This window comes from Streptococcus sp. CCH8-H5 (genome assembly GCF_001556505.1).
Taxonomy (GTDB): domain Bacteria; phylum Bacillota; class Bacilli; order Lactobacillales; family Streptococcaceae; genus Streptococcus.
The window spans coordinates 25,281-39,757 of record NZ_LSIZ01000025.1 but is presented as its reverse complement, the minus strand read 5'-3'; the positions used below and the strand labels follow the sequence as shown (position 1 = coordinate 39,757).

13 protein-coding genes are annotated in these 14,477 nt (G+C 40.4%); 11 read left to right on the top strand and 2 right to left on the bottom strand.

From position 1 onward, the window contains the following. Positions 1–65: 65 nt before the first annotated feature. From AX663_RS00945 to AX663_RS00900, 10 genes are all read left to right on the top strand, one after another. Positions 66–614, top strand: coding sequence for an NUDIX domain-containing protein (locus tag AX663_RS00945; protein ID WP_060972448.1), 549 nt, complete (start codon positions 66–68; stop codon positions 612–614). A gap of 3 nt (positions 615–617) precedes the next feature. Continuing rightward, positions 618–878 (top strand): cell wall synthase accessory phosphoprotein MacP, encoded by a 261-nt coding sequence (gene macP / locus AX663_RS00940; RefSeq protein ID WP_037602071.1) that lies wholly within the window; start codon positions 618–620, stop codon positions 876–878. 66 nt (positions 879–944) lie between these two features. Next, the gene (locus AX663_RS00935) at positions 945–1,637 is read left to right on the top strand and encodes a 5'-methylthioadenosine/adenosylhomocysteine nucleosidase (protein WP_060972447.1); all 693 of its coding nucleotides are present in this window, start codon (positions 945–947) and stop codon (positions 1,635–1,637) included. Between the two features lie 392 nt (positions 1,638–2,029). Then, positions 2,030–5,065 (top strand): Spy0128 family protein, encoded by a 3,036-nt coding sequence (locus AX663_RS00930; RefSeq protein WP_060972446.1) that lies wholly within the window; start codon positions 2,030–2,032, stop codon positions 5,063–5,065. A 131-nt stretch (positions 5,066–5,196) separates the two neighbouring features. After that, positions 5,197–6,195: a glycosyltransferase family 4 protein gene (locus tag AX663_RS00925; protein ID WP_060972445.1), complete on the top strand. Its 999-nt coding sequence runs from the start codon at positions 5,197–5,199 to the stop codon at positions 6,193–6,195. Continuing rightward, the gene (locus AX663_RS00920) at positions 6,196–7,518 is read left to right on the top strand and encodes a glycosyltransferase family 4 protein (protein ID WP_060972444.1); all 1,323 of its coding nucleotides are present in this window, start codon (positions 6,196–6,198) and stop codon (positions 7,516–7,518) included. 457 nt (positions 7,519–7,975) lie between these two features. Next, a complete protein-coding gene (locus AX663_RS00915; protein WP_060971315.1) occupies positions 7,976–8,371 on the top strand; it encodes a hypothetical protein in 396 nt (131 codons plus the stop codon). 44 nt (positions 8,372–8,415) lie between these two features. Beyond that, positions 8,416–10,362, top strand: coding sequence for a threonine--tRNA ligase (thrS, locus tag AX663_RS00910; RefSeq protein WP_060972443.1), 1,947 nt, complete (start codon positions 8,416–8,418; stop codon positions 10,360–10,362). A gap of 48 nt (positions 10,363–10,410) precedes the next feature. After that, a complete protein-coding gene (locus AX663_RS00905) occupies positions 10,411–11,349 on the top strand; it encodes an alpha/beta hydrolase (protein ID WP_060972442.1) in 939 nt (312 codons plus the stop codon). A 29-nt stretch (positions 11,350–11,378) separates the two neighbouring features. Further along, positions 11,379–12,437, top strand: a complete 1,059-nt coding sequence (locus tag AX663_RS00900; protein WP_060972441.1) for a DUF3114 domain-containing protein — start codon at positions 11,379–11,381, stop codon at positions 12,435–12,437. A gap of 75 nt (positions 12,438–12,512) precedes the next feature. Here AX663_RS00900 and AX663_RS00895 read toward each other — a convergent pair whose 3' ends face one another. Next, on the bottom strand, positions 12,513–13,679 hold the full coding sequence (locus tag AX663_RS00895; protein WP_060972440.1) for a dipeptidyl aminopeptidase: 1,167 nt from the start codon (positions 13,677–13,679) through the stop codon (positions 12,513–12,515). A 75-nt stretch (positions 13,680–13,754) separates the two neighbouring features. Here AX663_RS00895 and AX663_RS00890 point away from each other — a divergent pair, with 75 nt between their 5' ends. Next, on the top strand, positions 13,755–14,072 hold the full coding sequence (locus AX663_RS00890; RefSeq protein WP_060972439.1) for a winged helix-turn-helix transcriptional regulator: 318 nt from the start codon (positions 13,755–13,757) through the stop codon (positions 14,070–14,072). A 171-nt stretch (positions 14,073–14,243) separates the two neighbouring features. On the opposite strand, the gene AX663_RS00885 is transcribed toward AX663_RS00890, so the two are convergent. Continuing rightward, positions 14,244–14,435: a PspC domain-containing protein gene (locus AX663_RS00885; protein WP_002886147.1), complete on the bottom strand. Its 192-nt coding sequence runs from the start codon at positions 14,433–14,435 to the stop codon at positions 14,244–14,246. Positions 14,436–14,477 lie beyond the last annotated feature (42 nt).

Genomic DNA, 14,477 nt, shown 5'->3' with positions numbered 1-14,477 from the left:
ATCTAAGTCTTACTTCTATTGGAGAGATGATTTAGATTGGGGTTATAGATTAAAGGAGTCAAGTCATGGAGTTTGAAGAAAAAACACTCAAACGTGAGTCAAAATTTAAGGGACATATTTTTGAAGTTGCAGTAGACGAGGTCCTCTTGCCAGACGGTAAGACGGCTGGTCGTGAGCTCATCTTCCACAAGGGAGCAGTAGCTGTTTTAGCGGTTACCCCAGAAGGAAAAATCATTATCGTCAAACAATACCGCAAGGCTATTGAGGCGGTTTCCTACGAGATTCCTGCGGGTAAACTGGAAGTTGGTGAGGCTGGTGAAGAGATGGCTGCAGCAGCGCGTGAACTTGAAGAGGAGACCCAGTATAAGGGTGAACTTAAATTGATTCATGAGTTTTACACAGCCATTGGTTTCTGTAATGAAAAAATCAAGCTCTATGTGGCTACAAACCTCAAGCCTGTTGAAAATCCACGCCCACTTGACGAAGATGAGTTTCTTGAAATCTATGAGTTGACTTATGAGGAATGTATGGAACTTGTAGCTTCGGGGGCTATTCAAGATGCTAAAACCATCATCGCTCTCCAATACTATGCACTTCATTTTGGAGGAAAATAAGTTATGAGTAAGCCACTTTTGACTGACGATGTCATTGAGCAGGCTAAGCGTGGGGAAATCGATTTAGAGGAACATCCTTATTATGAGGACTATGATCAAGAGTTCTATGATGAGGACTATGAAGCTAATTATCAGCCCTCTGCTTACAAGAGCCGTCGGATTGAGAATGCTAAACGCAATCAATTCCAGCACAAGCTTAATCGCATCCTCTTTTGGGTTGTCGTCCTCTTGATTATTCTCTTCATTGCTGTCTTTTATTTCTAATAAGTCTATGAGTCAGATAGCTCTGTCTACTGATTCAGACAAGATTACAAGCTGAAAAGGAACTATATGAAAATTGGAATTATCGCTGCCATGGAGCAGGAGTTAGTGCTTCTAGTGGAGCAATTGGAAAATAAGGTTGAAGAAACTGTTCTTGGCAATACCTACTACACAGGACGCTTGGGAAAACACGACGTCGTTTTGGTGCAATCAGGTGTTGGTAAGGTTATGTCAGCCATGTCTGTGGCTGTTCTGGCCGACCACTTTGGCGTTGATGCCCTCATTAACACTGGTTCTGCAGGAGCAGTAGCACCTGGGCTCAAAATTGGAGATGTCGTTGTGGCATCAAAATTGGCCTATCACGATGTTGACTTGACAGCATTTGGCTATGATTATGGCCAAATGTCTATGCAGCCACTTTACTTTGAAAGTGACCCTAGCTTTGTAGAGACTTTTGAAAAGGTTTTGGCTCAAGCCTCTATCGACTCTAAAATTGGTCTTATTGCGACTGGTGATAGCTTTATTGCAGGTCAGGATAAGATTGATGCTATTAAAGGGCACTTTCCAGAAGTCTTAGCCGTGGAAATGGAAGGAGCAGCCATTGCTCAAGCTGCACACAGTGTCAAGAAACCTTTCATCGTTGTTCGTGCTATGAGTGATACAGCAGCCCATGACGCTAATATTACTTTTGACGAATTCATTATTCAGGCGGGGAAACAATCAGCTGCTATCTTAGTGGAGTTTCTCAAAGAGCTTGCCTAAAATACTTTAAATGAGTATTTATGCTCATTTTCTTAATTAATTTAAAGACGACTGCTATTCCTTTAAGAATGGCAGTTTTTTTCTTCCTTTAGACAAGATAATCTTCTCATTTTTCGAAGAGAAAATCTGAATTTTAGTATTTTTTAGACAAAATTTGAATTAAAATTATGACAATAAAATGAGAAAGAAAAACAATATTAAAAGAGAGACTCCGAAAGAAAGCCTATAATATAAGGGTTTAAAAATTTCACTATCTATTGATATCTTAGAAATCTTTACAAAACCTCCAAAGGGGTAAATAATTTTCTTGCAAAGTTCTGAAAATAGTGTATAATTCTGGTTGAAAAGGGTTACAAAAATGTTAAGATTTGTAAAAATGGGAGGATAGAATCATGAATAACCTATTCGGTGATTCGAGGCAGCGTTTCTCCATCCGTAAGTTTACGGTGGGCGTTGCTTCGGTCTTACTTTCGTCTGCAGTTTTTGGTGTAAGTACCGCTAATGCAGAACAAGCTGAAGAGCCTACGGGACAGCCAGCTACGAGTGTACTTGAGGAAGCCAGTGAGTCTGATGGTGGGGGCCAAAGGACAAACACTAGTTCTTCAAGTCAAGAAGTGACAGCTGAACCTACTGCTCAGGCAGAAAGTACAAGTGCTATCTCAGTGACTGCTATTTCTAGTGAAGTTGCGCGTCAAGAGCAAACGGTTGCAAGTTCTGAGCAAACGCGTTCATCACAAGATAAGACTAGTGAGGGGCTAAGTGAGAAACCTGTTACAGTCAATGAAACACGAGAAGCTAGTGCTAGCGAACTTGCTGCAGCAAGTAATAGTAGTTCCACTTCATCTGATAATTTCGGACTTAAGGTTACCAATCTAAGTCGTCCAATTCCAGCGGATGTCAAGGTGACTAAGACAGGAACTGAAATTAATGTTCAAAATCCTGATGTGGAAATGGAATTTCCAAATGGAAATAGCAAGTATGCTACTAGCAAGGTTGTTTACCACAATATTCCTTTCCCTGATGATATGACCATCAATGAAGGGGATCAGGTCATTTTTAATTTGCCTGAGCAGTTGCGATTCCGTACTAGATACGATATTAATGTCTATAATCCAGACAATCAAATTGTAGGTCTGGCTCAAATTGATCCTGAGAAGAATCGTGTCACAACGACCTTTAATAACTATTTCCAAACACATCCCAACAATAAGCTCATGAGTTTGGAGTTGGATACCCTTTATTCTGAAGAAGTAGATGAAGGGGAACATCTTACTCTTGATTTTGAGGGACGTATCATTCATGTTTCAGTGGGTAAAGTGCAGTCACCTCCTCCAGATCAAGAGGTTATTTCTAAGTGGGGTAGTCAAGACAAGAATGATCCTACGCTTTTGAATTGGCAGATGCGTCTTAACTACTCACGTCGTGTTCTTAACAACTTGAGATTGATTGACACTTGGTCTGACAATCAACGATTTGTGGACGGTTCTTTGCAACTCCGCTACATTGATTCGGCAGATCCTTGGATTGACAAGGGATCAGCTATGGACCTGATTAAGAGTTTCTCTTATGACGACACCCATTTTGAGCTTAAACTCAATCAGTTGGACCGCATGGTTTATGTTTGGTATCAAACCCGTTTGACAAAACCTGTTGAAGAATCAACCAACCCTGTCAACCGTATTAAACTCCATGCGGATGTTGTTTCTGATTCTTACAAGTCAACCATTCGCTTAGTTGGAGGTCGTGGAGATGCCATCGGGGATAATCTCGCTCATTTCAATCTTGAACTTGAGAAGGACTTGGCAGGCAGAGACCTCAAGGACAAAGAATTTACCTTCAAACTGGTTGATGTGACGGATAGTGCCAATCCTGTTGACTTAGGGGAAACCACTAATGATGCCAAGGGTAAAATTGTCTTTTCAAATCTCTCACTTAGCAAGCCAGGCGTCTATCATTATCGTGTGACTGAAGTTCCAGGAAATGACGAAGATGTGGTATACGACAAACTCGAAGCCAATATCACTATTCAGGTTGTTCGTGAAACTGTAGATAACCAAGTTAAATTGGTTGCTAAGGTTGCCTATCCAGAAGACGTTATCTTTAACAATAAATTAGTAACACCAGCCAAGGCCAAAATTGCATTTGGTAAGGAATTGACCAAGGCAGGTGTTAAGCAAGGTCTAAAAGCAGATCAATTCCAATTTGTCCTTAAAGACCGTTTTGGAAAAGTCCTTGAGACTGTTGGAAATACAGCTGACGGTCAGGTTGCCTTTAGTGAGTTGACCTTTAACAAGGTAGGTACCTACAACTACACTGTTGAAGAACTTGCAGGTAAGGATGATGCAATTGTCTATGATACGATGAAAGCTGCTGTTTCTATCACGGTAACACGTGATGGTGATGCTCTTGTTTCAACCGTAGTTAATCCAAAAGACACTATCTTTAACAACAAGTTTGTGACTCCAGCTAAAGCTGCTATTCAGTTCAGTAAGGAATTGACTAAGGCAGGTGTTAACCAAACTTTGACTGCTAATGAGTTCCAATTTGTCCTCAAAGATAGTGCAGGCCATATTGTCGAAACTGTTGGAAATACAGCTGATGGTCGTGTTGCATTTAGTGAACTTCACTTTGATAAGGCAGGAACTTACACTTATACTGTTGAAGAAGTTAAGGGAACTAACGAAGATATCATCTATGATGGTATGAAAGCGACTGTCTGGATTACAGTGACCCGAGATGGCGATGCTTTGGTATCAACGGTCGCTAATCCAAAAGACACTGTCTTTAATAACTATGTGAAAGAAGTGCAACCAGCCAAGGCCAAATTCGAATTGACCAAGGTTCTTACGGGCCGTAACCTCAAAGATGGTGAATTTAGTTTCGTTCTTAAGGACGACAAGGGTAATGTTATCCAAACAGTGACCAATAATGCACAAGGAAACATTAGTTTTGAAAACATTGTCTATGACAAACCAGGTGTTTACTACTACACTGTTGAAGAAGTCAAGGGCAATGAAGCCGATGTGGTTTATGATAACATGGTAGCTAAATTCCAGGTGACTGTTACCAAGACTGTGGGTGAAAAGGAAAATCTGCTTGTAGCAGCAGTTCTCCTTCCTTTGGATACAGAATTTAACAATAGTTACATTCCTCCAAAACCTCCTACACCGCCAACACCACCGACACCACCAAGTGTCCCACCGAAACCACCAGTGGTTCCGCCAACACCACCAACACCACCAACACCGCCTACTCCACCGGTGACGCCAAAAACAGCTAAGCCAGTTCAATCCTCTGAGAAATCAGGACCTCAACTTCCAGAGACTGGTCAAGCTAACGATACTGCCTTGCTTGCCCTCGGTGTGGCAGCAGAAATGGCAGCAGTCATGGGTGTAGCATATAGCCATCGTCGCCGTAAAGACGTCTAAGATGATGACCTAAAAGATCGAGAATGCTCGATCTTTTTTTAGTGTTGGAATGCCTATCTCATTAAATGAGAAATCAAGATAAAGCCAACTGCAGGATGAAATTTCTACTAAATTAAGCTATAATGAAGAGTATGAAAGTTCTACTTTATCTTGAAGGAAAATCGGTTCTTGAAAAATCAGGAATCGGACGGGCTCTCCACCATCAGATGCATGCCTTGGACTTGGCGGGGATTCCCTATACAACGGACATCTTGGGTGATTACGATGTCGTTCATATTAATACTTATGGTCCACGTAGCTTGATGTTGTTGCATGCTGCAAAACGCCGTGGCAAGAAGGTCATCATGCATGGTCATTCGACACGTGAAGACTTTGAGAATTCATTCATCGGTTCTAACCTTTTGGCCCCACTTTTTGGGAAATATTTGGCCCACATGTATCAAAAGGCCGATTACGTGATTACACCATCTGAGTATTCCAAAAAATTGATTCAGTCTTACGGAGTTACCACACCAATCATTGCTGTTTCAAATGGGATTGATCTAAAAAAATACGGTAAGGATCCACGTAAGGAAAAAGTTTTCCGAGACTACTTTGGTATCGAGGAAGGACAGCCAGTGGTTATTTGTGCGGGTCTTTATTTCCAACGCAAGGGAATTGAAGATTTCGTCAAGGTTGCCGAAAAGATGCCTCATGTTCGTTTCATTTGGTTAGGTAGTATCAGCAAATGGCTGATTCCTAAGAAGATTCGAGACATTGTCAATGGTAAGCATCCTGATAATGTCAGCTTCCCAGGTTACTTCAAGGGAGCCGTCTTCCAGGGAGCTATGAGTGGTGCTAACGCCTTCTTTTTTCCGTCCTACGAGGAAACTGAAGGAATCGTAGTGCTAGAGGCCTTTGCCAGTCACCAACATGTGGTTTTGCGTGATATTCCTGTTTATGAGGGCTGGGTTGATGACAACTCTGCCTCATTTGGGCATAACGTGGACGAATTTGTAGTAGCCTTGCAAGATATTATCGATGGTAAAGTGGACAAACGTGAAGAAGGTTACAAGGTTGCGGAAAGTCGCTCGATTGATGATGTCGCCCAAAAACTTGTTGAAGCCTACAAAGAAGTATTGGAGATTTAAATGCGTATCGGATTGTTTACAGATACCTATTTTCCACAGGTATCAGGTGTTGCGACCAGTATTCGCACACTGAAGACGCAGTTGGAAAAAATGGGGCATACAGTCTTTATCTTTACCACGACTGATAGAGATGTTGACCGCTATGAAGACTGGCAGATTGTCCGTATTCCGAGTGTGCCTTTCTTTGCTTTTAAGGATCGCCGAGTGGCTTATCGTGGCTTTTCTAAGGCTCTAGAGATTGCAAAACAGTACAAGCTTGATATTATTCATACGCAGACAGAGTTCTCCTTGGGGCTTCTAGGAATTGCCATTGCACGTGAACTCAGGATTCCTGTTGTGCATACCTATCATACTCAGTATGAAGACTATGTCCGCTATATTGCCAAAGGTATGGTCATCCGTCCAAGTATGGTTAAGTACATTGTTCGTGGCTTTATGAGCGATCTGGATGGGGTTATCTGTCCGAGCGAGATTGTTTATGACCTTTTACTCAAGTACAAGATTGCTGCTGAAAAACGGGTCATTCCAACGGGGATTGAACTTGAAAAATTCCAGCGTCCAGAGATTACCGAAGAAGATGTAGCGGACTTGAGAGCCAAGCTTGGTATTGCTTCGGATGAAACCATGTTGTTGAGCTTGTCTCGTGTCTCTTATGAGAAAAATATCCAAGCAGTTCTGGCGGCTCTACCTTCGGTTTTAGAGGAAGACGATAAGGTTCGGTTAGTTGTTGCTGGCGATGGCCCTTACCTACCAGACCTGAAGTCCCAAGCCAAGAAACTTGGTATTCTGGATAAGGCGGTTTTCACAGGTATGATTGCACCTGGCGAAACAGCTCTTTACTATAAGGCTGCTGATTTCTTCATCTCGGCATCAACCAGTGAGACTCAGGGCTTGACCTATCTGGAAGCCTTGGCTAGCGGTACTCCGATTATTGCTCATGGAAATCCTTATTTGGATAATGTGATTACGGACCAGATGTTTGGAACGCTTTATTATCATGATAATGATTTAGCTGGGGCCATTTTGGAAGCAGCCATTGCAACGCCAGAAAAAGACGAGACTAAGTGGGCCGACAAGCTCTATGAAATTTCTGCCGAAAACTTTGGAAAACGTGTCTATGAGTATTACTTGGACCTCACGATTTCTAAGGATTTCCACAATGATTTGAATGGTGAAGATAGTACCATGAAACGCTTGACGCGTATGGTGACTTACTTGCCAACCAAGGCCATTACCTTGCCTGTTAACGGCTCGGTTCGTATCATCAAAGGCTCTGCTAAACAGGTCAAGAAAATCAAAAATATTACGAAACTTTTGGATTAGGAAAGCTATCAGATTTTCCTAGTCAGATAAAATCTTAGAATTGATTAATAAAAGAGATAATTAGCTTGAAAAATTACAGTTTCATGCTATAATAACGCATAGAGACATATCAGTCATGGGAAATCTTTCAGAGAGCGTGTGTCGCTGGGAATCACGCAGAGGACATGATTGGGACTACTCGATTAACTTTTTATGCAAACATAAAACGGTGGCCACGTTAGAGCCAATCAGAGGTGTAGGGCAAACTCATTTTTTGTCGTACACGAACTAAGGTGGAACCACGTTGCGACGTCCTTTTTGGATGTCGCTTTTTATGTTGTTCGGGATACTTTGAAATTTTTAGAATGTCTAGTATAGATAGAAAAACTTTACTTTGTGACTAAATATTCTCTCTATTGATTACAAAAAGGACTGTTTAGAATGAAGTGGCACTATCTTTTTAGTTGAAGGAGAATTTATGGGGTTCAAATATGAAGCTATCAAGGCCTACTTGATTGACCACGGTGTGGATGCTAGTCTTGCTGAGACTATGCACGCTATCTATGCTACCCAAAGACTTGGTGGAACAGCCAATGCCTATTTCCTAATTGTTTTTACAGAAACAGAGATTTTCATTATTTCTATTACACCTTTAGGAAAATTAGGGGAGATTATCGCTACACTGCCTGAAGAGATGATTAAGTCATATCAGTTTAAGAAACGTTTGTTTATTGGTTACAAACTTTGCTTCATCCTAACTGATGGTAGGGAGTTAGAATTTAATATCAACAAGATGATGATTGGTGCTGGTTGGCATAAGACAGAATTGCAAAGCATCCTAGAAACAAATTATTACAACAAAAATATTAAATAGAAAGGACGAAAGGGCTCTTCCTTTAGGGCTCTGACATCTTAATTATGATTAACATTACTTTCCCAGATGGCGCTGTTCGTGAATTCGAATCTGGCGTTACAACTTTTGAAATTGCACAATCTATCAGCAACTCTTTGGCTAAGAAAGCTCTTGCTGGTAAATTCAACGGTAAATTGATTGATACTACACGTGCTATCACTGAAGATGGAAGCATCGAAATCGTGACACCTGATCACGAAGATGCCCTTCCAATTTTGCGTCACTCAGCGGCTCACTTGTTTGCACAAGCAGCTCGTCGCCTCTTCCCAGACATCCACTTGGGTGTTGGTCCAGCTATCGAAGATGGTTTCTACTACGATACTGACAATGAAGCTGGTCAAATTTCTAACGAAGATCTTCCTCGCATCGAAGAAGAAATGAAGAAAATCGTTAAAGAAAACTTCCCATCAATTCGTGAAGAAGTGACTAAAGACGAGGCGCGTGAAATCTTCAAAAATGACCCATATAAATTGGAATTGATTGAAGAGCACTCAGAAGACGAAGGTGGTTTGACAATCTACCGTCAAGGTGAATACGTTGACCTTTGCCGTGGCCCACACGTGCCATCAACTGGTCGTATCCAAGTTTTCCACCTTTTGAATGTTGCAGGTGCCTACTGGCGTGGAAATAGCGATAATGCTATGATGCAACGTATTTATGGTACAGCTTGGTTCGACAAAAAAGACCTCAAGGCTTACCTTAAACGTCTTGAAGAAGCTAAAGAACGTGACCACCGTAAACTTGGTAAAGAACTTGATTTGTTCATGATTTCTCAAGAGGTTGGTCAAGGTCTTCCATTCTGGTTGCCAAACGGTGCGACAATTCGTCGTGTCTTGGAACGCTACATCGTGGACAAGGAAGTAGCAGCAGGCTACCAACATGTCTACACTCCACCAATTGCTTCAGTTGAACTTTATAAAACTTCAGGTCACTGGGATCATTACCGTGAAGATATGTTCCCAACAATGGATATGGGAGATGGTGAAGCCTTTGTCCTTCGTCCAATGAACTGTCCTCACCATATCGAAGTTTACAAACACCATGTCCACTCTTACCGTGAATTGCCAATCCGTATCGCTGAAATTGGGATGATGCACCGTTATGAAAAATCTGGGGCCCTTACAGGACTTCAACGTGTACGTGAAATGTCACTTAATGATGGTCATACTTTCGTAACACCTGAACAAATCAAAGATGAGTTCCAACGTACGCTTCAATTGATTATCGATGTTTACGAAGATTTCAACTTGACTGACTATCGTTTCCGTTTGTCATATCGTGACCCTAAAGATACTCACAAATATTTTGACAATGACGAAATGTGGGAAAATGCTCAAAGCATGTTGAAATCAGCCATGGATGACATGGAACTTGACTACTTTGAAGCAGAAGGTGAAGCTGCCTTCTACGGTCCAAAACTTGATATCCAAGTGAAGACTGCCCTTGGTAATGAAGAAACCCTTTCTACTATCCAATTGGACTTCTTGCTTCCAGAACGTTTTGACCTTAAATACATCGGAGCTGATGGAGAAGAACACCGTCCAGTTATGATTCACCGTGGGGTTATCTCAACAATGGAACGCTTTACAGCTATTCTTATTGAAAACTATAAAGGAGCCTTCCCAACTTGGTTGGCACCTCAACAAGTAACTGTTATCCCAGTTTCAAATGAAGCCCACACAGATTATGCTTGGGAAGTTGCTAAACAACTTCGTGACCATGGTATCCGTGTTGAAGTGGATGAACGTAACGAGAAAATGCAATACAAGATTCGTGCGTCTCAAACACAAAAAATCCCTTATCAATTGATTGTTGGTGATAAGGAGATGGAGGACGGAACTGTTAACGTTCGTCGTTATGGACAAAAACAAACACATACAGAAGCTGTGTCAGAATTTGTAGAAAATATCCTTGCTGATATCGCTCGCAAATCACGCCCAGATGCCGAATAAAAAAAGGGTCGGTTAGCTAAGCTAACTGACTTTTTAGTAGGATAAACCATGCATGTTTTTATGAAAAGACTTTTATTTCTGATGGGAGCAGTTCTAGTCTTGTTACTGGCTAGCTTTATCTATCATAGATTAGCCTTGCAAAGAGAAAAGGCCTCTCTCAACCCTATGGGGCAAGTGGTGTCTGTTAATGGCCATGACATGAGCGTCTTTGTGAAGGGAAATGGTCCACAAACCTTAGTTTTTCTATCTGGTGCTGGAACGGCCTCTCCCATTCTAGATTTTAAAGACTTGTATGATGGGCTTTCTAAGCAGTATAAGATAGTCGTTGTAGAGAGAGCTGGCTATGGTTATAGTGAGGACACCTCTAAGTCCAGAGATGTGTCTGAGGTTCTTTCTGAGACACGTCAAGCCCTATCCAAGGCTCATGTATCAGGTCCTTATATTATCCTTTCTCATTCGATGGCCTCCTTAGAAACGCTTTTGTGGCAAGAAAAATACCCAAGTGAAATAAAAGCTATCATTGGCTTAGATTGGGCTCTACCAGAGAGTTATTCGCAATTGAGAATGCATTCCCAGATTTTACGTATGGCTCGTTTGGGAAGTCAATTAGGTCTTTTAAGGTATATACCGAGTCACTTATATGTGCCTAATGAAAATCTAAATAGTAGTGATCGACGCCTCTATCAACGAATAGCTTATCGTCAAATACTGTCACAAGCTATGTTAAATGAGAGCCTATCTGTTAAAGGAAATGCTAAAAAGGTTGATGCTAAGATAAATTCACAAATCTCCACCTTACTTTTGGTTTCTAATGGAGAAGGCACGAGTTTTAGCAAGGAGGAGTGGCGAAATTATGCGGCCAGATTTGCAAAGGACCAGAAAAATATCGAACTGACTTTTTATGATGCCCCACATTATCTTTATCACTATCAGACCAAAGAGGTAGTTGCTAAGATAGAGGACTTCATAGAGGGGACCACTGATTAAACTAACTTATGTTATTGAGGAGAGATGAGATGCTCATAGGCTCAAAAGCCTTTTCTAGCTTATGGAAGGAATGGCAAAAGGAATACCAGCCACTGCAGGTGCTGAAGTTATTGCTGGCTTATATAGAGATGCCAGAGGATCTATCTGGGGAGATAGAAGAAACCCAACACCTTTTATCTTATTTTGATCCTGACTTGGCACCGCATGATTCCTTCTGGAAGGATGTCGTGAAATTGGTAGATTTGGCTTTTCCTGGTGATAGTTTGTCTAAGGATGTTTCTATAGAGCGACAAATCCATCAGCTACGTTACCTCATCTCTAGTCAACAGGCCCAGTATATCAGGAAACATTATAGAAAGCCAGGAATGACAGATAAGGAAGCTTTGGCCATCTATCTCAGATGGAAACCTTTCACCATGTTTGATCAGGGGCGCCTGCACCAAAAGATTTCTTTCTGTGATGGCAAGGGGATTTATCCAGATGGGATTCCTAGTGTTAATCTCAAGATTCTCCTCTATAATCGTGTAGAGTTTATTCTAGATAGTCAGGGAAATTTTCTCAATGAGGTCGATGCGGAGCAGGTGACCGAGAGTGGAGTGGTTAATGGTGCTAGTTTCAACTATGGCAATTTCAAACGCCACTGGCAACTGGATGTGGAGCCGGTTCAACCACATGATCCTGCCTTTCGTAATCGGATGACCAAGGGTTTTCGATCTCCCAACAAATTGAGGAAGAAGTGGGGCCAGAGAGAGCCTGAGCATTTTGACAAGTCTTTTTACAATCCAAATGGTATCTATGCCCAGTCCCATAGATCTTTGGCTAATGATGTCAAACGTCAAGCCAGAGCTTTTCTCGCCATGGTTTATGGTTTCAGACCGTTTTATACAAAGCAATCAAAGGAGGTTTATATGTCTAATCAACCACAAAATAATAAAGGGACAGCGGTTCTAGGATCACTTGTCTTTATGGCCTTATACGCCCTAGGTATTTGGCACAATGCTGTCCGAGGAAATATTCCTTTCCTTATTCTTTGGAGTGTTTTACTCCTAGTTAACGTCAGCTATTTGATTTTCCGCTTGAGAAAATAAAAAAAGAAAGTGATATAGACCTAAATGGTAAGAAATTTAGGTCTGTATCACTTTTTGTTTACATATGTCTATAAATTAAGGCAACTCTATTTCACTTAACCATTCAAAGATTTCATCATTACTATCAAAAGCAGAACCATTCTGACAGTGGAGGTCGCTTGAGTAGTTTTCTTTATCAAAAATGATTAATTTTTTCTCTTTTGACGGTATGGCTTCAAAATACTTAAATCCTAGTTGTTTATCGTAATACATATCATTAGTGGATAAAAGTACAAGAACAGGCCCTGAAATAGTTATCTCCTTAAATTCTTTACATCGTTTTATTAAAGAAGATAGTGAGGGTTCTCCAAAATTCCACTTTGCCTGTTCAACTTGCCAATTTAAAAACTTATTTCTTTGTATGTAAAACATAGCTAACTTTTCAAAAAAACTTGGTATCTCATCATCAATGAAACGATGGAATATTTGAGAGATACTATTTTTAAAGGATTCTAGGACACTTGGAAAATAATTATATAAAACAATACTATCAAATAAGTCATTTTTATTTCCTTGTGCGCGAGCCATTAGCAAACCGCCCAAGGATAGACCAATTCCGATAAAAGGTTTAGAAACTTGATTTTCGTAGTAATTAATTATGGCTTGGCAAACTTTTTCCCAATTAGGGATAAATGGAAGATGATGTTCTCTAAGGACAGAGGATTGACCTGGTCCCTCAAAAATGATGACATTATAACCTTCTTCGATTCCTGCAACAACATTTGTAAAGTAAAGTTCTTCTAACAAGGCATCGAAACCACCACAGATAAAGAATGTTCCTTTGCACGTTTTTGTCTTATGAGTGAAATAAAGAGAACGTAATGAGATATTCTCATATGGAATCATTTCCAAACGATAAGGGATTTCTAACATCTTGAGCCCCTCATAAAAATATTGAACTGATAATTGGTAGACGTCTATTTTTCTTTTATCCAAAGGGGAAAGAAAAAATTCAGAGGCTTGAAAATAACGACTGGCTCGCAAAAAAGCATGTCCTTGACTAATTTTAGAAGAATATCGTTGAGTACGTTTTAATAGTTTTTCAGCACCGTTTTTCCAGCCATGATACCAAGATTCGTAGTTGCCGTCTTTAATTTGTTGACAGATATTTTCAACCTCGGCAAAGTCACTTCCACCTTTAGGGCAGTACCACATGACACGTCGTGCTTCAAATTCGAATTCTTTTGTTTTAAAAAATACCATGCTTTACTCCTTTCGAAATGTAGTACAATAGTAACAGACTTTAATAATGAGAAAAAGAAGGTACCTAAAAGTAACATGGAAAACGAAATCTGTTTACGCAAGCTTGCTCAACCCTTGTTAGGGAAATGGGCTGTATTTATTATTTTAACTTTAGAAAATGAGACACTCCATTTTGCGGAACTTGAAAGAAGGTTGAAAACAATATCTAGAAAGGTTCTTGCTCAAAATCTTCGTGAGTTAGAGTCAATTAACATAATCAGTCGTGAAGGTGTAGCTAGTACGGGTTCTCCAGTTTATTACGGGTTAACCGATTTGGGAAAAGATTTCTTACCACTTTTATATCAAATAAAAAAGTGGATTAGAGACCATGATGACTTGCTTTCACGAGAATAAGGTCATTTTTGCTAATATTAAACATATAGTGGAGCTTCCTAGATTCCTGAAATCATCCACTGAACAATTTCATCTAAGGTCCGGTATTATTTAAGGAAATTTCAAAAATTTTATCTTCAATCTAAAAAGGTTTACCAATTGGCAAACCTTTTTTGTATCTTCAATTATAGCTTACCACTTGCTTTCTTCTGGGATAATAATCCAGCAAATGATGTAGAAAAGAAAACCTGTTCCAAATAAGAAGATCGCTGCAGCCCAAATAAGGCGAATAATGACAGGGTCAATGTCAAGATATTTAGCGATACCAGAACAAACACCGGCAATAATTTTGTTGTTTGGATCTCTTCTGAGTTCTTTTTTCATATGATTTACCTCCGTACTTCCTTATTATACCATAACACCTTG

Coding starts and splice junctions, on each gene's coding strand:
- AX663_RS00945 (WP_060972448.1), top strand. CDS start 66: ATGGAGTTTGAAGAAAAAACACTCAAACGTGAGTCAAAATTTAAGGGA.
- macP (WP_037602071.1), top strand. CDS start 618: ATGAGTAAGCCACTTTTGACTGACGATGTCATTGAGCAGGCTAAGCGT.
- AX663_RS00935 (WP_060972447.1), top strand. CDS start 945: ATGAAAATTGGAATTATCGCTGCCATGGAGCAGGAGTTAGTGCTTCTA.
- AX663_RS00930 (WP_060972446.1), top strand. CDS start 2,030: ATGAATAACCTATTCGGTGATTCGAGGCAGCGTTTCTCCATCCGTAAG.
- AX663_RS00925 (WP_060972445.1), top strand. CDS start 5,197: ATGAAAGTTCTACTTTATCTTGAAGGAAAATCGGTTCTTGAAAAATCA.
- AX663_RS00920 (WP_060972444.1), top strand. CDS start 6,196: ATGCGTATCGGATTGTTTACAGATACCTATTTTCCACAGGTATCAGGT.
- AX663_RS00915 (WP_060971315.1), top strand. CDS start 7,976: ATGGGGTTCAAATATGAAGCTATCAAGGCCTACTTGATTGACCACGGT.
- thrS (WP_060972443.1), top strand. CDS start 8,416: ATGATTAACATTACTTTCCCAGATGGCGCTGTTCGTGAATTCGAATCT.
- AX663_RS00905 (WP_060972442.1), top strand. CDS start 10,411: ATGCATGTTTTTATGAAAAGACTTTTATTTCTGATGGGAGCAGTTCTA.
- AX663_RS00900 (WP_060972441.1), top strand. CDS start 11,379: ATGCTCATAGGCTCAAAAGCCTTTTCTAGCTTATGGAAGGAATGGCAA.
- AX663_RS00895 (WP_060972440.1), bottom strand. CDS start 13,679: ATGGTATTTTTTAAAACAAAAGAATTCGAATTTGAAGCACGACGTGTC.
- AX663_RS00890 (WP_060972439.1), top strand. CDS start 13,755: ATGGAAAACGAAATCTGTTTACGCAAGCTTGCTCAACCCTTGTTAGGG.
- AX663_RS00885 (WP_002886147.1), bottom strand. CDS start 14,435: ATGAAAAAAGAACTCAGAAGAGATCCAAACAACAAAATTATTGCCGGT.